At 27.8% G+C, this 20,079-nt stretch carries 17 protein-coding genes; 9 read left to right on the forward strand and 8 right to left on the reverse strand.

The features are described from left to right. Nucleotides 1-360 precede the first annotated feature (360 nt). Both KQ878_RS00995 and lpdA read right to left on the reverse strand, forming a co-directional pair. Complete coding sequence (locus KQ878_RS00995) at nucleotides 361-1,791, reverse strand: hypothetical protein (protein ID WP_216567761.1); 1,431 nt, start codon at nucleotides 1,789-1,791, stop codon at nucleotides 361-363. A gap of 116 nt (nucleotides 1,792-1,907) precedes the next feature. Next, entirely contained in the window at nucleotides 1,908-3,368 is a 1,461-nt protein-coding gene (lpdA, locus tag KQ878_RS01000; RefSeq protein WP_216505264.1) for a dihydrolipoyl dehydrogenase, read from the reverse strand. A 158-nt stretch (nucleotides 3,369-3,526) separates the two neighbouring features. On the opposite strand from lpdA, the gene KQ878_RS01005 reads away from it, so the two are divergent. Together KQ878_RS01005 and rbfA are read left to right on the forward strand one after the other, a co-directional pair. Beyond that, nucleotides 3,527-4,084 (forward strand): inorganic diphosphatase, encoded by a 558-nt coding sequence (locus KQ878_RS01005; protein ID WP_216505265.1) that lies wholly within the window; start codon nucleotides 3,527-3,529, stop codon nucleotides 4,082-4,084. 159 nt (nucleotides 4,085-4,243) lie between these two features. Next, nucleotides 4,244-4,585: a 30S ribosome-binding factor RbfA gene (gene rbfA / locus KQ878_RS01010; protein ID WP_216505266.1), complete on the forward strand. Its 342-nt coding sequence runs from the start codon at nucleotides 4,244-4,246 to the stop codon at nucleotides 4,583-4,585. A 42-nt stretch (nucleotides 4,586-4,627) separates the two neighbouring features. On the opposite strand, the gene KQ878_RS01015 is transcribed toward rbfA, so the two are convergent. From KQ878_RS01015 to KQ878_RS01025, 3 genes are read right to left on the reverse strand one after another with little or no spacing between them, the layout of a single operon-like run. Further along, entirely contained in the window at nucleotides 4,628-5,401 is a 774-nt protein-coding gene (locus tag KQ878_RS01015) for an MAG0920 family protein (RefSeq protein ID WP_216567762.1), read from the reverse strand. Next, the gene (locus KQ878_RS01020; RefSeq protein ID WP_216567763.1) at nucleotides 5,388-5,684 is read right to left on the reverse strand and encodes a hypothetical protein; all 297 of its coding nucleotides are present in this window, start codon (nucleotides 5,682-5,684) and stop codon (nucleotides 5,388-5,390) included. The genes KQ878_RS01015 and KQ878_RS01020 overlap by 14 nt, the downstream gene beginning before the upstream one ends. 38 nt (nucleotides 5,685-5,722) lie before the next feature. Continuing rightward, a complete protein-coding gene (locus KQ878_RS01025; protein WP_216505269.1) occupies nucleotides 5,723-6,124 on the reverse strand; it encodes a hypothetical protein in 402 nt (133 codons plus the stop codon). Nucleotides 6,125-7,429: 1,305 nt separating this feature from the next. Here KQ878_RS01025 and KQ878_RS04510 point away from each other — a divergent pair. Further along, complete coding sequence (locus KQ878_RS04510; protein ID WP_444850762.1) at nucleotides 7,430-7,657, forward strand: hypothetical protein; 228 nt, start codon at nucleotides 7,430-7,432, stop codon at nucleotides 7,655-7,657. Nucleotides 7,658-9,061: 1,404 nt separating this feature from the next. Here the strand turns inward: KQ878_RS04510 and KQ878_RS01035 are convergent. Further along, nucleotides 9,062-10,471 (reverse strand): MATE family Na+-driven efflux transporter, encoded by a 1,410-nt coding sequence (locus tag KQ878_RS01035; RefSeq protein ID WP_216567764.1) that lies wholly within the window; start codon nucleotides 10,469-10,471, stop codon nucleotides 9,062-9,064. 321 nt (nucleotides 10,472-10,792) lie between these two features. Between KQ878_RS01035 and KQ878_RS01040 the strand changes: the two genes are divergently transcribed. Then, entirely contained in the window at nucleotides 10,793-12,007 is a 1,215-nt protein-coding gene (locus KQ878_RS01040; protein WP_216567765.1) for a PDDEXK-like family protein, read from the forward strand. A gap of 287 nt (nucleotides 12,008-12,294) precedes the next feature. Here KQ878_RS01040 and parC read toward each other — a convergent pair whose 3' ends face one another. Together parC and parE are read right to left on the reverse strand one after the other, a co-directional pair. Continuing rightward, entirely contained in the window at nucleotides 12,295-14,874 is a 2,580-nt protein-coding gene (parC, locus tag KQ878_RS01045; RefSeq protein WP_216567766.1) for a DNA topoisomerase IV subunit A, read from the reverse strand. An 8-nt stretch (nucleotides 14,875-14,882) separates the two neighbouring features. Next, entirely contained in the window at nucleotides 14,883-16,796 is a 1,914-nt protein-coding gene (gene parE / locus KQ878_RS01050) for a DNA topoisomerase IV subunit B (protein WP_216505273.1), read from the reverse strand. 294 nt (nucleotides 16,797-17,090) lie between these two features. Between parE and KQ878_RS01055 the strand changes: the two genes are divergently transcribed. From KQ878_RS01055 to secE, 5 genes are all read left to right on the forward strand, one after another. After that, nucleotides 17,091-18,323 (forward strand): class I tRNA ligase family protein, encoded by a 1,233-nt coding sequence (locus tag KQ878_RS01055; protein ID WP_216505274.1) that lies wholly within the window; start codon nucleotides 17,091-17,093, stop codon nucleotides 18,321-18,323. Nucleotides 18,324-18,367: 44 nt separating this feature from the next. Further along, nucleotides 18,368-19,063, forward strand: coding sequence for a 23S rRNA (guanosine(2251)-2'-O)-methyltransferase RlmB (gene rlmB / locus KQ878_RS01060; RefSeq protein ID WP_216567767.1), 696 nt, complete (start codon nucleotides 18,368-18,370; stop codon nucleotides 19,061-19,063). Between the two features lie 3 nt (nucleotides 19,064-19,066). After that, nucleotides 19,067-19,651, forward strand: a complete 585-nt coding sequence (locus tag KQ878_RS01065; protein ID WP_216505276.1) for a hypothetical protein — start codon at nucleotides 19,067-19,069, stop codon at nucleotides 19,649-19,651. A 63-nt stretch (nucleotides 19,652-19,714) separates the two neighbouring features. After that, nucleotides 19,715-19,864, forward strand: a complete 150-nt coding sequence (rpmG, locus tag KQ878_RS01070) for a 50S ribosomal protein L33 (protein WP_216567768.1) — start codon at nucleotides 19,715-19,717, stop codon at nucleotides 19,862-19,864. After that, nucleotides 19,864-20,067, forward strand: a complete 204-nt coding sequence (gene secE / locus KQ878_RS01075) for a preprotein translocase subunit SecE (RefSeq protein WP_216567769.1) — start codon at nucleotides 19,864-19,866, stop codon at nucleotides 20,065-20,067. Before rpmG ends, secE begins: the two co-directional genes overlap by 1 nt. The last annotated feature ends 12 nt before the right edge of the window (nucleotides 20,068-20,079 follow it).

The following is a 20,079-nucleotide window of genomic DNA, read 5'->3' on the forward strand; positions in this document are numbered from 1 at the left end:
ATAACTTTTTGGTAAAAAAAATATATTTTTAAATGTGAAAATTAAAAAAATGGTTTTTTATGGTAAAAAAACAATAAAATCCTACTTTTTGGTAAAAAAACAGTACTTATACACAAAAAAAATACGTTAAATATCTCAAATTTTGTGAAATTGTTTTTCTATATACTTATATTATGAGTCATTTTCCTTTATCTCCTTGTCTAACGTCTTTTTCGTAAAATTAGGTATAAATATAGAGTAAAAAATTTTTTAAAAAATGTGTAAAGATTTCCATAAATAATAGTATTTAAAAATAATATTGGAACAAATATTGTTTAAATTAAGCGCTCTTTCTTGTTTTAATAAAAATGTAGCCTTTTGCTACATAGTTTTAGATTTATATAAATCTATAAATTCAATTAATGGATCAACAGTTTTTAGTAAGTATTCAGACATGTTTGCTCCAAAGATAGATAAATCGTATGCAGCGCACAATAATTGGAACAAGTTAATATTTATTTCTTGAATGTCTGTTAATTTAGTTTCCTCAAATTCCAATGTTGTTTTATTGGTTTGAGCGTTATATAAAGGTACAGCCTTATTGAAATCTAATGCGTGTTGAACCGGTATTTTTTTATCTGGGTATGACAAAATTGCATACATTTTATTTTGAATAGATCAAATAGACGAACTTTCGATACTGTAATGTTCACCAAACAAAACATTGTTTCTTAATGCATTTAAAGATTTTCCCAATAGACTTACGGTATGAGACGGAACATCCATTGTCTTCAACTTGAAAGTTAAATCGAAGTCGTTGTCTTGAAATTTTCGATCTTTAAAATTACGTTTGTTCGTGTTAGCAATTTCGTTAAAGTAGTTAAATATTACAAAATCGGGCATTCTAACTGTTGCCGTTGAAAGGTGTGCTCCAAAATCAAATGTAATATATTTTAACCATTGAATCTCATCAGAAATTTTAGGTTTCAAGATTTGACGAGAGTCATTAGTTAATTTTTGTTTGTCTAATGCCGAATATGTTGAAGTTTTATCTAAGACATCAACGTCTTGAAGTTCCATTGTGTAACCATTAACTTTATATTCATAACAAAAACCGACGTCTTGCAATGTTTTATCGTGCGAAATATCTGGATAACTAAATCTATTCAAAATCTTTTTAGAAGCTTTTGTTGAAATATATTTAACATTAAATGTACCATCTAATATAGTTTTTTTAATAGACTCATTGTCAAATTTAATATTTGTGAAATGATCATAGATAGAAATGTAAATTTCATTGTTTAAGTATACTAATGATTTATTTGCTTTTTGTTTCAATGAAACGCCGACCAATATAAAAATCAACCCCAAACCACACAACCCGCCTAATGTTGGATATGCGATATTTGTGTACTTCACAAATATCGTTTTCAATGGATTATCAACAAAAACTAGCAAAATGAATGCTATTAAAACCAAGGTAAATAACACAAATATTACAGATGAAATACTTGTTAGTATAGAAAATGACTTATTCTTTTTATTCAGGTTTTTTCTCTGTGATGAAAATTCTGCAGCTTTTCCGTGATTGAAACTTCCAACAGTTTTAGTTAACAAGTTAAAATAAATTTTTTCAGCAAGTAAGTTTTCTTCGGACTTGTTTTTGGAATATTTTTTTAATTTGTGTCATTCAGGTATACTACCTTGATAATTTTGACACGTTTCTATCATGTCCTCATTAATTTCTTTATTAATTGTTTCGTACATTAATTTACCAATTGACGTTTTTTGTTTTAGTAATTCTTTTTCCATTCTTTTCTCCTTAACAATAGTATATGAATTATAGTTGATAATCAGAATAATAATACAAATGAAGCTGTTTAAAGTGCAAAAAAAGCTGATATACAGCTTTTTTCAACATGATTTTTTTAGTGTTTTGCTTTTTCTAATTCTAGTTTTAGATGTGCATTACGTGCAGCTTCTCAAACAATTTCATTAAATGTTGGGTGTGGATGAGTTGTAAATGTAACATCTGACACAGTCAATTTATGTTGCATTGCCATCCCGATTTCAGTGATATAATCAGTTGCATTCGCCCCAATAATCGATGCTCCTAAAATGTATCCTGTAGCACGATCAACAACAATTTTACAGAAACCTGCAGTATCTTTTGTTGCGATTGATTTTCCCAAGTATCCAAATGAGTATTTTGATGAAAAAGCATCATATCCTAGCTCTTTAGCTTTTTCTTCAGTAATACCGACTATCGAAATTTCAGGGTGTGTATAAATACATCCTGGAACTGGTTTGGTCAATTCATATTTAACATCGTGACCCATAATATGTGCAACTGCTGTTAAAGCGTGTTGGTAAGCAACGTGTGCCAACATATTTTGTGCTGTAATATCACCAATAGCATAAACATTTTCAACATTAGTACGCATAAATTCATCAACAAGAATTTCTTTTCTTGCTCCTAATTCAACACCTGTATTTTCAAGGTTTTCAGTTGCTGGAATACGTCCAACAGCAATCAAGTAAACATCACTTAAAATGGTTCTTTGTTCACCATTCATTTCGTACATTAGTTCTTTTTTGTCGTTTAAACCATTTGTTGATGCACCATAAATGATTTCAATTCCGGCTGCAACTAGATGTTTAGTAATTTCTTTAATAACATCTTTGTCCATACCTGTTAGTAATGAGTCGGTGTTTTGAATAATTGTAACTTTCGAACCTGCAGCAGCAAATACTTGTGCAAATTCAACCCCAATAACACCACCACCAACGATGGTAATTGTTTCAGGTAGTTCTTTGTCATAGTTAATCGCTTCACGAGATGATAACAATTTAAAATCTTTATATCCTTGTTCGAAACCATTTAATTGTTTCAATCTACGAGCGTGGCTACCCATTGCCATAATAATGCTTTGTCCTTTATAAACTTTACCATTTACCTTAACAACGTGCGAACCAAGTCATTCAGCCTCACCTTCTTCGATAGCAGCTTTTGAACCTTTCATAAGCATTTTTACCCCGCCTGAAATTTGTTTAACTACAGCAGCTTTTCTTTCATGCATTTTCTTTCAAGTGGCTTGACTATCAACTTTGATGTCTTCTAAGTTTGCAACAACTCCATAACTTGCAGCATTTTTTAATGTTTCAAGAACATGAACTGAAGCTAGCATTGCTTTAGTTGGAATACATCCAATGTTCAAGCAAACACCACCTCAGAATTCTTTTTCAATAATTAAAACTTTTTTGCCAGATTTACCTAATTCTTCGGCCGCTAAATATCCCCCAGGACCAGCACCTACTACGATTACGTCAAATTCAGCGTCAATTTGTCCGGTGTATACAACACCTTTTTCGCTAAAAGCTTTTTTCATAAATTTATTTCCCTTCATTATTTCAACATTTGTTGATTTTGATATTGATATTATAAAAAAAGAAATTATTTCTATAATTAAATTTAAATTTTTTTTATTAATTGAAGCTAATTTATGAAATAAAAATGCAAACAGCGTTTTATGCTTATAATTAAGATATGTCAAATAATATAGTAGAAATTAAAATTGAGATTCAAAAAGGATCAAATATTAAATATGAATATGACCGTGCTGATGGTCAAATACACGTGGATAGAATATTAAGAGGAGATTTTGTCTATCCAGCAAACTACGGATTTATTCCAAACGCTTTAGACTGAGATGGAGATGAATTAGACGTTTTACTTTATTCTCAAGAAAAATTCGTTCCTGGCGTACTATTAAACGCGCGTATTATTGGAGCAATGAAAATGATAGACTCTGGAGAAACTGACACTAAGTTAATTGCGGTTCACGCAGATGATTACAGATTAGACTCAATCACTTCTATTGAACAGTTGCCAGAACCATTTTTAAAAGATGTTGAAACTTTCTTCAATAATTATAAAAATTGAAAAAAACCTGGAGCATCAAAAGTTACTGGTTTTGAAGGCTTAAAATGAGCTTTAGATGAGCTAGAAGAATGCAAAAACTTAATGATTGAATATGGCAAAATGCCTAAAAAAGAATTTGTTGCATTAATGATGAAAAAACACCCAGAAAAATACGAAGAATAAGGTATTGCCTTATTTTTCTTTTTTTACACATATTCAATATATTTCGCAAAAATCAAATGAATGAAAATTTATATATACTCTTGTATTTTTAAAATATAGGTAAAATAAGATTTATAATTATAATAGGAGATAAAAACTTGCTCCTTGAAAGGAAGAATTATGAATAAAAGCATTAATACATTAAGAAAAGAAAGTCAGTTAAAAACAATGATCGCACAAATTGTTACGACAGAATTAACAAACACAAACATTATTAATCCGACCGTTATAGACTGCGAACTTTCTGCAGATTCTTCACACGCAAAGGTTTTTGTCACATTCAGTGAAAAATCAGATGATGGAATTGAAGCAATCAGAAACGCTTCAGGTTTCATTAGAAAATCACTATCAAAAAATTTAAATTGAAGAAAAGTTCCTGAAATACACTTTGAACTAGACCACGTTATCGATGACGCTATGAAAATTGAAAAAATTCTAGCAAAAATCAAAACTGATGAATAATTCAAATTAAAAACTTAATAAAAAATTAACATTTCGCAAATGTTAATTTTTTTCATTTAGCAACGAATCTTTATTCTGAAATATGAATGCATAATCATTAAGTTTATAAAATGCTTCGTTAAGCGGAATCTCTTCATAATTAAATATTAATAAATAATAAAACTCATCGATTAACTTTTGATTATTAAATTTTAAAATTTTCTTTTTTCAATTCCGATAGAGAAATTTAACAACACTAGCTTCTTGATATTTGAATTTCCCCTTAGGTGCAACAGTAATAATAAACATAAGATGTTCGTGGTCGTTAAATTCATTGTAAATTTGATTGTTTGGGGCTGTAATAATATTTTCAAATAGAGTGAAATTATTGTCTTGATTTTTTGCTCTCCATTCTTTGATTTCTTTGCCAATTTTTAACATTTTAATCGTAAGCATTGTAATTATTATTAAGAGAACAAAGGCCGTTAAAACGCTTAATTCGGGCACCATTAAGGAAATCAATCTATAGTAAAAACCATTATAGCCTCATTGTATTTGGGTTAAAAATGCAATATCAACAATAAAAGCAACAGAAAAAATAATAAGGAATGATATAAAAAATCTTAAAATTAAATTTTGTTTTTTAAAATAAAGATCAAAAAATGTTTCGTTAACCTTTACTTTGTTTTTTACAAATACTTGAGAAACACCTTTTTTAAGAATAATTTCTCTTCAAGGATATGAAAATACTGTAATATAAATTATGAAAAAAGCAATACCTAAAATAAAGGAAAAAAGTCAGGAAACGACATTAGCGATTTCACTATTGAATCTCATTGTTAACAATATCCTTAATTAAATTTACGTAACATTGTGGGTCATAAGTGACATTATTAATTTGGATTTCCGGATAATCCAAAAGTAGAAAATAAATAAATTCATCTTTATCTAATTGACCATTCTTATTGAACAAATTTTTAATTTTTGATAATTTCGTTTTTGCGAAAACTTTTTCTAAATTACGATTTCAAGTTAATTTAATGTCAAAATCTAGACTTAAAACAATGTTTTTAAATTCTGAATAATTCTCGGGTTCTTGTATTGTCTGGTCAACCAACATATCTTTATTTTCTTTATTTCATTGTTTAATTTGCGATTTTATTCGAATATTATTTTTGAATAATGTAACTTCCCTTTTATACCAAGTATTGATGCTAAAAATGGAAGTATTAATAAGATTGACTGTTCGTCAATGACGTTAACTTTTTGGGTAATAATAACAACTATTTGAATAATAATATAACTTAAATTAAATAAGGTGTAATAAACAATCAATATATAGCCTAAAATAAAAGCATTTTTTATGTCTTTATTAAATCGATTAAATACATATTCTGGAATTTTTACTTTCGAAAGTAAATATGTTTTAGATTGAAGTTTATGATTTTTAATATGCTCAAGATACTTATTTTTCTTAGGAATTAAGTAAACTTCCAAAACTAACGATATTGTTAAACTTATTGCTATGTAAACAATTGCAACAATTAAAAAAGTGTTCATATCACCCCCTTGTTTAAATATTCTGATCAATTTCATTAAACAAAACAAAAAACAATAATTATTGCCATAGTGTTAAATTTTATTTAAAAATCTGTTTATTTCGATAATATTGTGGCCATATTGAATACATTTAAATTATAAGGGTTAATTGACAAAACTGGAGAATTCTATTCAATCGATTAATAAACCACAAAAAATATACCGAAAGTTTAAACAAATTACAAAAAAATTATATCTGTTTAATGTTTAACATTGATATTTCATCTATTAATTGAATATAGTACTCATAAGTGTAATACGAACTATTTATTTTAGTTTTATCATAGTCGAAAAGCAAAAAATAAATCAACTCATCGGAATCTAAATTTCCATTGTTATAGAAAGATTTTGTTTCTTTAGTGTATTTTTTTTACAAAATTCTCTATATGATTTGTTACAGTTGAAAAACCTAAAGTGAATGTTTCATTAAGTATAATGTTTTTAAAACGCTCATAATCATCAAGGTCTATTTTTTTATTTCATTCAATTTCAATATTTTTATTTTGATTATTTCAAATATCAATCTGTTTTTTAACCGTAAATCCTTTATGTATTGAGGAAATTAGAATTCAAAGAATATAAATCAATAGGAAAATAGGAAGAGATATTAAAATTAATTCTAATTCAAATCAATAAAATTTGAGCTTAAATTTAAAATAAAGAGCAAACTCTGCTGCAATATATCCTATAAGCAAAAGAACCAAACAGCAAAGAGAAATAAATAAAAACTTTAAAATCTTATGAATGTTTTGACGAAATAATTGAAAAACCTTTGTGGGTAGTTTAATTTTACCTAATAAGTAAGATTTGGCTTTTAGTTTATTGTAGTTAATATAACTAATATCGTATCTAGTTTTTGGAATTAAACGAAATTTGAACACAAATCAAAGAATAGTTGTAAGTATTGCGCAAAAACTCGCTAATGAATAAAAAGCCCACATATTAACCTAATTTTACCTTAAAATATTTGATTTATAAACAAAATGCTTCTCAGTATTTTTACTAATTTACTCGTTTTTCAGTAGAATTAGTAAATAAAACAAAAATCAACAGTTAAGAAAGACATTTTTAAATGTTAGATTATCCAGTCGTTAAGAACAAAAATAAAAATTAACATCCTTTAAATGTTAATTGCTCACTTGAACTTTTTAATATAAAAAAAGGCCCACAAGTACTGAAGGGACCTATATTTATTATACAGTCGAAAAATATAAACATATTTCAAAAGAGGAAAGATTTTTTATTCAAAAATCATTTGAAAATCACATGTACGCGAGATTTATAGCAAGAGAATTAAAAAGAAGTGCTTCGTCAATATCAAGGGAAATTAAAAAAATTCCAGTTTTAACAACATTTATGAGCATGATAAAGCGGACAAAAAATCAAAAATTAGACATCACCATAAATGTATGTTTAGATTTAGTGTTAATTTTGAATATGAAGAATTTACGAAAATATTTAAAAAAATATATGACAAAATTTTTGTGGCGTTAAAGTCATTTACCATCATATTAAAGGCGTTAAAATGCCTGCCCTAAGAACGATTTTCAATTGAATTAAAAGAAATAAAATGAAAGGATAGACAAAGAAAATAGTTGGCAAAAGGCGAGCATTAGTATTAAAGAGATTTATAAAGAGCCGTCTATGTCTTCCCAATATGAATTAGGCAAAAGCACACAGATTTAAGATAAGAATACGGCCATTGAGAAGCTGATCCAATCCTAAAAAAGACTACTAGATACAAAAATATTTTGACTCACACCAAAAGGATGATTAGGATTAGTTTTGCCATATTTGTCTCTAGTAAAGGCTCATTTGAAATAAACGCTAAATTAAAAGAGTTAATTAAACATAATAACTTGCTTATAAACTATGACAATTGATAATGGACTTGAATTTGAAAAATAGGAATACCAGCCAACTAACAAGATATAAGAATTTACAGAGCAGAACCATATGTTACATTTCAAAGAAGTTCTTGATGCTGTCAAAATATCTTGTGGAAAAATAAAAAAATGGCAAGAGAACTGTTGTCATGAAGTCGTTCTGAAGATTTACTTATGGTAAAAACTTTGGTTTAATAAAAATAAAATGAATTTCAAAATGAAAAACGTAAATAAAAGTATTGGGAAATAGTTTTGGTTTTTAAGTTTTAATTCAACAACTCAAATTTACATTTTCTGACTTAGAATTCTTTCCTGCTCCCCATAAATTAAAAATTTTATTTGATTCATAGTATGTTTAATCTCACCCCAACTCCTGTTGTAAGACCTTTTAACTCCAACCCCAAAATCATTAGGGGAGATTTAATATTTTAAAAAATAAATTGTTATCACTTCTAAAAGATATTTCATTAAATTAGTTTTATTAAAGAAATATAATAAAAATACCAAACGTATTTGTGTTGCGCTTGATTTTTAGTTTTGTGAGGTAGCGGAAACGCTATCTTTTTAATATAATTAAATCATCAATAATATTAACAGTATGAAGATTAGGTCATATTGATTATAATAGATACAAAATATAAATTTAAAAATAGCAGTTTTGTTAAACTAAGCTTTACATTTTTAATTTGCATAAAACATCACATAAAAAGTTGTTTATAGGAACAACACAATTTTTAAAATTTATTTTCTTTTATTTTTTTTAAAAAAATGTTCTAGTCCATCAATTAATTTGTTTTGATAATAGTTGAATATATTCAAATATATTTGTTTAATGTTTAACATTGATATTTAATCCGTTAATTGAATATAATGCTCATAAATGTAATGTAAACTATTTATTTTGGTCTTATCATGGTGGAAAAGCAAAAAATAAATCAGCTCATCGGAATCTAAAATTCCATTCTTATAAAATGATTAGTTCATTAAGAATGGAATTTCTTTAATAATTTTATTATTGAGAATAACGACTAATAACTTGAGTATCGTCTTTATTTATAACTGTTTTATCATTCTCATCTCCTGATTTGTAATCCTTTTTTAATATTTTGAAAATATTTATTTTATTCTTTTTAAGCGTTACGGCAAATATAATATATGTCAATATTGAATCAATTGAAATTCCACCCGCAAACATTAAAGTAATTGAGTAAAGCGTTGGAGTTCATACTCCTGTTTTATAAAGAATAAACATAATAACAAAGAATGAACAATTCACTGCTATAGATTGGTATAACATATAATCCGTTCTACCCAGACCATAAAATATACCATCAATAATGGCGTTAAAAGCAAAGGTTATATAGAAAAATAAGCTAATTAATGCTAGTTTATATACAACATTATAAGTATCTAGTCCCATAACATTTTTTAAAAAAGGTTTTCATAAAGGTATTGTAATCAACCAAATCATTACAATAATTGTAACAATTGCAAAATATCCTAAGGTATTCTCCTTAATGGTTTTGTTTTTACCGATTCCTACTTCAGCTTTTACAACCTCTGCAAGTTGCAGTACAGGCAATAATAATCAACCTCAAATAAAATTATTGGTAACTCAAAATGTGCCTTGTTCACCAACCATATTAATCATTTTAACAATCATAAACATAAAAAACAAGTTTCTGATTAATGTTTCTAAACCTGAAATAGCACTAATCGGTAAAAAACGTTTAAATCATCTAAAGTCCATTTTTTCTAAAGTTCAAATATTAATTTTTTCAATTTCTAATAAAACTAAACTTATAATCAGCATTGCACTAGAAACAATAATATTAGATATAGCGATTCCATTTACACCCAATTTTAAAGACACACTCAAATTAGAAACAAAGAATATGTCAAGGATAATAGTCAATATCAATTGCAAAATTAATGGGATATAAATATTTTTGTCTTTTTTTATTGTTATGAGGGCAACCAAAATAAATTTAAACATAATATTTATTATGCTTGATATAGATTCTAATCTTATATAATAAACTGCCTTATCAATTATAGAAGGGCTGTTAGACATTAATATTGTGAGAGACTTTGCGGCTGAAATGATTACTATTGTTAATATTAAATAAATCGAAAAAGCAAAAATTATGCCGGTTCTCAATCTGTTTTCTAACTCTTTTTTGTTAGCAATAACGCCTCCCACAAAAAAGAAAAGAGGCAATATAAAAGATTCTTGTAATACTTCGTATAACAAGCCCACTCACTGCATTTGAGAAGCAATAGAAAAACTTCAGGTATCGGGTATTTGACCTATTCAATAAATTCTTATTGTAGTATAGACAGTCGGTAATGCTCCAAAAAATAATAAAGCCATAAACATTCTCATATCTATTTTCTTAAATATATTTTTAATGTTAATCATTGTAACTTCCTTATTTGATTATAATAATTATACTTAATACTGTTTATACTTTTTTGCTGATTTTTGCTTTATTTTTTTATAAAACAAGAATTATGCCACATATATTGAATATTAAGTATTTTAGTAAATCAACTCAAACCACAAAATTTTATCTCTTTTATAGGTGGCTATTTTGTTTAATATTTCATATGAACATTTAATTAAAATAATTACATTAATATGTCTATTTGAATTTAGTACAGTATGATGTAAAATACAAGTAAGTAAATAATTATTTTCAAGGGGTACTTGAGCATGTGCAAGCAAATTATTCTAAACAAAATGTACGTTGGAGATTTTTTACACGAAGACGGAAATATCGGGCATGAAATAATTAACTTATGCAAAGCTGATGATGGCAATAATTATATATACTTAGGTTCACGAGGGTATTTAAATAAGAATAGAACAAAATATGAAAGTACAATTTTATTAGTGAGACCAGCTGGTAAACATTTATATAAAGTTTTAGCAAAAGCACTAGGATTACATATATTGAGTGGCGTTATTAAAGAACATTATTCCGATGAAGTAGAAAGATATAAAGTTCAAAAAGAATTGAATATAAAATATGGAGAAGTTTCACTATCTGACATATTTTCCGATAACAAATACAAAAATTTTGCAGAAGGCAATCCAGGTACATACGCAACTTATAAAGCTGACGAAGTGTATTTACCAAACCAAGATATTTTCATAACCGATAAAGAAGAATTAAAAAAGGATAATATTTATTACATTAGAACCGATAAAGGTTTTAGCAAACAATCATTAAGACAATATTTTGAAAAAGAAATCAAATTAGAGTCCTATAAGGATTTAAATGGATTAATCAGTAATAAAGAGTTATGACATAGTGAAAACAAAACTTTGAAAATCAGTGATCTAAATGAAGAAATTAAAAAAAATAATGATAAAAATTCTTTTTTGAAAATAATCAAAAAAGAAAATGATGAATTAGTCTTTTCTAACTTAATTAGTCACTTTTTAAATATTAACCAAGATTTGTTTAAAAGTTTTGTCGAAAAAGTTTTAGAAATTAGGTCGGAAGGAAATTTTGTTTTATGGCGCGAATTTAAAAATATAGATATTTTAATAAAAGATAAAATGAATCTAATAATAATTGAAAACAAAATAAAATCCGATATTAACAGCAAAGATAAAAAAAGTGAAGTTGCAACATCTCAACTTTCAAAGTATTATGAAAATACTCAAAGCGATAATAGGTTCGACGGTCTTAACAAACATTATTATATTTTTGTTCCAAACTACAATCCAATAGATAAAAGCAAATTAAAGTTTGGTGATAAATACAAGATTGTTTATTATGATAAAATCCTTAAATTCTTTGAAGATAACCTCAATGTTTATTCAAAATATGATTACTTTAATGAATTTAAATTAGGTTTAGAAAAGCATGCGAGGGAATACGACAACGAACTTGAAGAAAAGATGAAAATTTTGTTTGTTAATAAAATTGATAATCTTAAGAAATAAAATTCGTTTAAATTTATTTAAATCGTGTTAATTAACTTTGTTATTAATTTTAATATTGTTGCATTTAAATAAGTTGGGCAAAGGTAATTGAGTAAATTTTATGTGCATTTTCATTTAAATCACAAGTTGTCGATAATAATATTGTTAACTTATTTATAATCTTATAAGACATGCCTTTGAATTTTTCCATTATGAAAATTCTTTATTTAACTTTTTTTAATGACGCTTGTATTGCCGGTCATTTGGTACAAAAAATTAACATTCACAAAAACGTTAATTTTTTTTATTTACTTAATTGAGTATTTTTTTAAAATTGCTTCAACATCCATATCCAATAAATTATCAACTTGTTTTTGGGCATTATCGATAATTTTTTCTTCTTTGTCAGTCGATTTTTCGTAAGATTTTTCAATATTTTGAATTTCATCAGATGTCTCGTCATTTGATTTAAATGATAAATTAGCAACATCTTCAACTTTAATTTTTGAAAAGCCTTCTTTAATTGTCGTTATAGGATACTCTGAAACTTTTTCCAAAGTTAATTCATTATTACTGTTCTTAACAAAAATTTCATTAGATAAATTTGTTGACATTGCATCAGTTACCACGTATGGTTTTGTTTTAAATTGATTGAATAGTGGCTTACCTAAATGTTTTTTACTTATTTTGGTTATGTCATTCACCTTTATTCTTTTAACAAATTTATCATTGGCCAGTAATGTGACCACATCATCAGATTCTACTGGACAAAATGCCACAATACTATCAATAGGTGGTAAAAAACAAGATTTAGTACCGTTCGCTTTGGTTCCATAAATTTGTACATCATTTTCAGTGTAAAGAGAAGCCAAACCACGTTCTGTAATAATTAAAATATCTTTGTAACCATTTGATAATTTTGCCCCAACTAGTTGATCTCCAGCACGCAATTTCATTGCGGTAAATGTTTTATTGTTTCTTGAAACATAAAAATCTTTTAATAAAACTCTTTTTCCTTGACCTTCTTTTGTAAATAAACAAACATAGTTAAGAGTTTCAAAGTCTTTTACGTTAATAACTGAAACCAATTCTTCACCCGATTGTAATTCAACAAATTCAGATAGATGCGAGCCGAACTCTTTTCACTTGCTTTCTTGAATTTTATAAACCGGAACTAACGCATAATTACCAAGATTGGTAAAAGTTAATATACTGTCTGTTGTATTAACCTTGCCATAAAATTGAATTCTGTCTTCTTCTTTAATGCCAAATGTTGTTCAGTCATTCGCTTCATTTACTCTTGTAGAGAATCTCTTGATATAGCCATGTTTGGTGATGCTTAAAATTACATCTTCGCTCACAACTAGGTCAGCTTCATCATATTTAATTTTAATTTCTTCTTGGTTTATAGTCGTTTTTCTAGGTATGCCGAATTCTTTTTTAATTTCCTTTAGAACCTCAATGATTCAATCATTAAATTGACCAGAATCACTCAAAAGTAACTCGCAACGCTTAATTAATTCCTCTAATTCTAATTTTTCTGACAGAAATGCTTCTTTATCAGTTTTTGACAATCTATATAATCTTAACTCTGCAATCGCCGTTGCTTGATTAATAGTAAAATCAAAAACACTTACTAAATTATCAATTACGCCTTGTTTACCATTTTCACTTTTTCTAATTACTTCAATAACTTTGTCAGTAATTTCTGAAACTTTAATAAAACCTTCTACAAGTTCTAATCTAGTTTTATATTTAGCAAGATCAAATTGTAAAGTTTTAGTTTTTATATCTTTAACATGGCCGACGTATTCATTCAAAAGTTGTTGTAAACCGCATAATCTAGGTGAATTATTTACGATAGCAACATTATTAATATTGTAGTATACTTGCATTTCAGTTTTTTGCAGTAAAAAGTTTAATATTGTTTCTTCATTAGCATTCAAATCAAGAGTTATTAAAATACTGATACCATCTCTGTCAGACATATCTTTTACTTCTAATAGCCCATTAATATTTTCATTAGTTATTAGTAAATCTATGTCTCTGACTAATTTTGATTTAATTACACCATAAGGTATTTCTGTAATTTCAATATATTTATTTTTCTTGTCTTCATAAACTTTATATCTTGATACAAGAGTGATACGACCTCTACCAAGCTCAAATGCTTCGTAAATTCCTTGATTCCCGTATACAATTCCACCGGTTGGGAAGTCAGGGCCTTGAATATATTTCATTAATTGTTTTAATGAAATTTCAGGATTTTTAATTTTTGCAATTGCGGCGTCTATAATTTCATTTAAATTGTGTGGTGGCATATCAGTAGCAAAACCAGAAGCAATACCTCTTGCTCCGTTTAATAATAAATTAGGAATTATAGATGGTAAAACAATTGGTTCTTTTTCACTATCGTCAAAGTTAGGGGCAAATTTAACAGTGTTTTTTTTCAAATCTCCTAAGATGTATTCGCTGATTTTAGCCAATCTAACTTCTGTGTAACGCATCGCGGCTGCTGGGTCATCATCAATACTACCAACATTACCGTGCATTTCAATTAACGTGTGGCCAATTTTTCAATCTTGTGCCATTCTAACCATTGCTTCATAAATTGAACTATCACCATGCGGGTGGTATTTACCAATAACATCACCAACAACTCTCGCTGATTTTTTGAATGGTTTATTGGAAAATAAACCTAATTCACTCATTGAATAAAGAATTCTACGTTGAACTGGTTTCAAACCATCTCTAACATCAGGTAGCGCTCTTTGTTGAATTATATATTTTGAATAACGACTAAAACGATCCGCCATAATTGAATCAATATTTTCAGCAACAATTTTTTCGACAATTTGGTCGATTTTAAGTTTATTTTTTGATGTCATTAGGCCTCCTAAATTTCATAGTCGTCTTCAAGACTAAATTCTACGTTTGCGTTAATTCATTCTTTTCTTGGTTCAGCATTGTCACCCATTAATGTTGAAACACGTCTTTCAGCTAAAGTAACGTCATTAATTTTTACTTGAATCAAAGTTCTAGTTTCGGGATTCATTGTTGTCTCTCAAATCTGGTCTGCATTCATTTCACCAAGACCTTTATAACGCTGTATTTCGGCATTTTTAAAGTTCGGTTGTTGCAGAATATCTTTTAGTTCTAATTCGTCTCAAGCATAAATAATTTCTTTTTTACCTCTAGTACTCGTAACTTTAAATAGAGGTGGCAATGCGATATAAACCATACCAGCATCTACAAGTTCTCTCATATGTCTGAAGAAAAATGTTAAAAGTAATATTTGTATGTGCGCCCCATCTGTGTCGGCGTCAGTCATAATTACTACTTTGCCATACTGAGCTTTTTTAATGTCAAAATCATCACCAACACCGGCCCCAATAGTATTTATAATTGTTGCAATTTCTTCATTTTTTAATATTTCATAAAGTCTAGCTTTTTCAGTGTTTAGAACTTTACCTCTTAAAGGCAAGATTGCCTGAAACTTGCGATCACGACCTTTTTTAGCGGTACCTCCAGCAGAATCGCCCTCAACTAAAAATAATTCTTTTTCGGATGCATTTCTTGATTGGGCGGGTGTTAATTTACCGCTTAAAATTTGTTTTTCTTTTAAAGCATTTTTGGTTGAACGAGCTTCGGCTCTTGCTTTACGTGCACTAGCTCGAGCTTCGGCAGCTTTTTTAATTTTGTCTAATATTTTTTTAACTAATGGTTTATTTTCTACCGATCAAATTTTAAGATGCTTAAGGGCGACTTCTTCGACAACACTTTTAGCTTCAGGGGTTCCAAGTTTATCTTTGGTTTGACTCACAAATTCAAGATATTTTTCAGGTATCTTAACACTGATTATAATTGTTAGACCTTCGCGAATATCATCTCCATCAAAAGTATTTTTACCTTTGATCATTTTTTCATCCATTGCTATCTCATTGAATGTTTTAGTTAATGCTGATTTCAATCCCGATTCATGCGTTCCACCGTCTTTAGTTTTAACATTGTTAACAAAAGACAGAATTGTTTCATTATAACTATCAGTATATTGAAAACCGCACTCTACCTCAATATCTCGTTTAGTTTCTCGGAATGTAAAAACATCTCCAATTGCGTTTTTAGAGTCGTTCATGAACTCTACAAACGCACTTATACCATTCTCGTACTGAAATTCGTCTCTTTGATCTCTTATCTCATCAATTAAAATAATTTTTAAACCAGCAATTAAAAAACTACTTTCTCTTAATCTTTCAGATATTTTTTCGTAACTCAATTTTGAGCGTTTAAATACTTCATAATTAGGTCAAAATTCAACTATTGTTCCATTTTCTTTTGTTTTACCAATTAGTTTAGTTTTTTGTGTTATTTCACCGCCATTTTCAAAAACAGTTTCATAAATTCCGCCGTCTTTATGAACTGTGGCTATTAACTTTGTACTCAATGCATTTACTACAGAAGCACCAACACCATGTAGACCCCCAGATGTCTTATAAGCGCTTTCATCAAATTTACCACCAGTGTGTAGTTCAGTAAATACTCTTTCAACTGCAGTTTTTCCCGTTTGGGTTTTACCGACCGGTACCCCACGACCATTATCTTTTACTATTACAGAACCTGATTTGGTTAAAATAACTGAAATTACATTGGCTGCACCAGCCAACGCCTCATCGATTGAGTTATCAACTATCTCTCAAACTAAGTGGTGTAATCCATTAACGTCAGTACTTCCAATGTACATACCAGGACGTTTACGCACCGCTTCTAAACCTTTTAATTGTTGAATACTATTTTCATCATATTTTTGCATATATCAATAATACTATTTTTTATACTTAATCTCTATATATAATTTAGTAATAAGGTAAAAAATTAGCCATTTTTTAATGATTTTTAATGCATCGCTACAAATACAAAGGAGTTACTTTACATTATTTTTTATTTCAGTAATTTTACCTATTCCATTGTAAAATGTGTGAATTAGCAATCAATTTTCTTAAAATTAATAATTGTGATTTATTTTTTTACAAAATAAAAAATTTTTTTCCTAGATTCAACATAACATATATATCAAATACAAATTTAAATATGTATAATTAATATCATGATTAAATTATATATTTGTGGACCGACAGTTTATAACAACCCTCATATCGGAAACTTAAGAGCAATAGTCACATTTGACCTAATTTTAAAAGCAATGCGTTTTTTAAAAAAAGATTTTTGTTTAGTTCATAACATAACTGACATCGATGACAAAATCATTAACAAAGCTATTGAATCAAATAAAACAGAGAAAGAAATTTCGGAAAAATATACCGCAGTTTATTTCGATTTATTAAAAATGTTAAATGTTGACACTATTACATGTGTTGAAAAAGTTACTGATAATATGGACGTAATTACAAAATATATTCAAAGACTGATTGATACTGGTAATGCATATTCTGATTCAGAAGGGAATGTTTGATTCGATGTTAAAAAAAATGCTGATTCTTATGGTAGTGTTTCGGGACAAAAAATTGAAAAAATGGCTTTTGAGGAACAAAACATCAATAAAAAATTCCCTGCCGATTTTGCCCTTTGAAAAAATACAAAAGTAGGTATAAAATACGATTCTCCATTTGGACAAGGTAGACCGGGCTGACATACTGAATGTTGTGCCCTAATAGATAAACATTTTTCTTCTCAAGGAGTTGATATTCATAGTGGCGGAATGGATTTAACATTTCCCCACCATGAAAATGAAAATATACAACATTTTGCATTGCATAATAAACACTTGGCAAGTGAATGATTGAGAACGGGACAAATTAATCTCGAAGGTGTAAAAATGTCAAAATCACTTGGAAACGTTATTTCTCCTGAAGAATTTTTTAATAAATATGGAGTTGAAATTTATAAATTAATGATTTTAACCGCTAAATTTAGTGCGCCAATAAATATCACGGAAGAATTATTTAAGAATCTTAAATCAGTTGAATCAAAATATATTAAAGTGATTTTTCAAATCTTTTTAAATCACGGCAATAATTTTGGCCAGTCATCTGCATCTGAAGAATCAATTAAAATTTTTGAAGCATTAGCTAATTATGATTTCGCAAAATATAATATGTTATTAAATGAAGAAATCAAAAAATATAATAAATATAAATCTTATGAAGTTGCGCAAACAATAATCACTGTTTTAAACATTTTGCACCCAACATTAACTAATTACAAAAACTATCTGGAATCAATAAAACTTTTTGACGAATGGCGTTCATTTGTAGAGAAAAAAGACTATTTAAATGCTGATATTTGTAGAGAAAAATTAATGAAAACAGGACATTATTAACACAAACTAAAACGGAAAAATTAATAATAATTAAAGGACATAATATGGAAAAATTAATATTGTGAGGAAGAAATTCTGTAAACGATGCAATAAACGCTAAATTGCCCATTATGGTTATTTATGTTAACAACGAAAATCTTGCTCAAAAAATAAAAACCCAAACAACTGTAAAAGTGGTCGTTGAAGATAATAAGTTTTTTGACCAAATTACAAGAGAAAATCACCAAGGAATTATTGCGGTTTTAAAAGATTTCCCTATTTATGATCTTGCAATAATCGAAAAAGAAAAACCAAATAACGTTTTGGTATTAGATAAAATTCAAGACCCCCATAATTTGGGAGCTATTTTAAGAACTGCTAACGCTTTAGGTATTAAACACATTATATTGTCCAAAGACAGATCAGCAGGAATTACTTCCACTGTATTAAAGGTAAGCTCTGGTGGTTTTGTTGGTGTTAAGGTCGTAAAAGTCAACAATCTTGTTGCTGCCTTGAAAAGACTTAAAAAAGCAGGATACTGAGTTTACTCATCAGCATTAAGCGAAAATGCTCAACACTTCGATAAAGTCGAATACAACAAACCAACTATTCTTCTTATAGGAAATGAAGGCTCGGGTGTATCACAACCAGTTTTAAATGAGTCTGATGTTATTATCTATATTCCACAAAAGGGAACGGTGCAATCTTTAAATGTTTCAGTTGCTGCAGGTTTATTAATAAATCAAATAACCAAGGAGTAGCCTATGAATTTAATTTCAAAATTCAACCAACTAAATCAAAGTGAAGTTGGTAGTTTTTTATCATCACTTAGTTTTAAAAAACAAGTATATTTAATTGATTGCTTATACAAACAAGAATTGATAATTACATTTAAATCAATTCTTAGCAGAAAATTCGATATCCCGCTTTCTTATGAAGATATCTATAATGAATTTTTACTAAAAATACCATTAATTATTAAGAATTTTAGAACAGATAAAGGAGCATCATTCAAAACTTTTTTGATTTCTTCTAGTAAATTTTTTTGCTTAACAAAAATAAATTACTGGCTAAGAAATAAAAGAAAAATAAATATTTCTCCAATACCTGTTGAAGAATTATTTAATCTTAAAGACGATTATGCAGAATTGAATTTTGATAATTTTATATACCAATACGATATAAAATTATTTATTAATAATAAACTGAAATTTGACGAAATATATAGAAATATGTGTAAATTAGAAAATGATAAAAATAAAATTATGTTTATGACCGGAAATAAAAAAAATGACTATTTGCATCATATTAAAAAATCTTTTAATTGCTACATAGATGGTGTAAAATAGTAGTTAGTGCGAGGCACTTTTTTATTTACCGTTAAATAAGGAGAATAAATTATAATTATAAATATGAAAAAAGTAAAAATTACCTTAAGTTGTTCGGAATGTCGTTCAATGAACTATTCAACAAACAAAGGGTCTGGGAACCCGGCAAGAATAGAAATCAAAAAACATTGTCCAAAATGTAAAACACACACATTACATAAAGAGGAAAAATAATGCCTGAGAACAAAACAAAAAAAGTTAAAAAGTACAGGGTTAGACGTTTTGTTAAAGAAATGAAACGAGTTAGATGACCTAGCCAAAAGACAAACTGAACATCATTTTTAAAGGTAGTAATTTTTACTTTATTATTCACGACAGTTGTGGTGCTTTTTGCAACATTAATCACTCTAATTTGAACTAAATTAGGATTAAATTAAATACACAGTAGG

This window comes from Mycoplasma zalophidermidis (genome assembly GCF_018913985.1).
GTDB classification, from domain to species: Bacteria; Bacillota_I; Bacilli_A; order Mycoplasmatales; family Metamycoplasmataceae; genus Mycoplasmopsis; species Mycoplasmopsis zalophidermidis.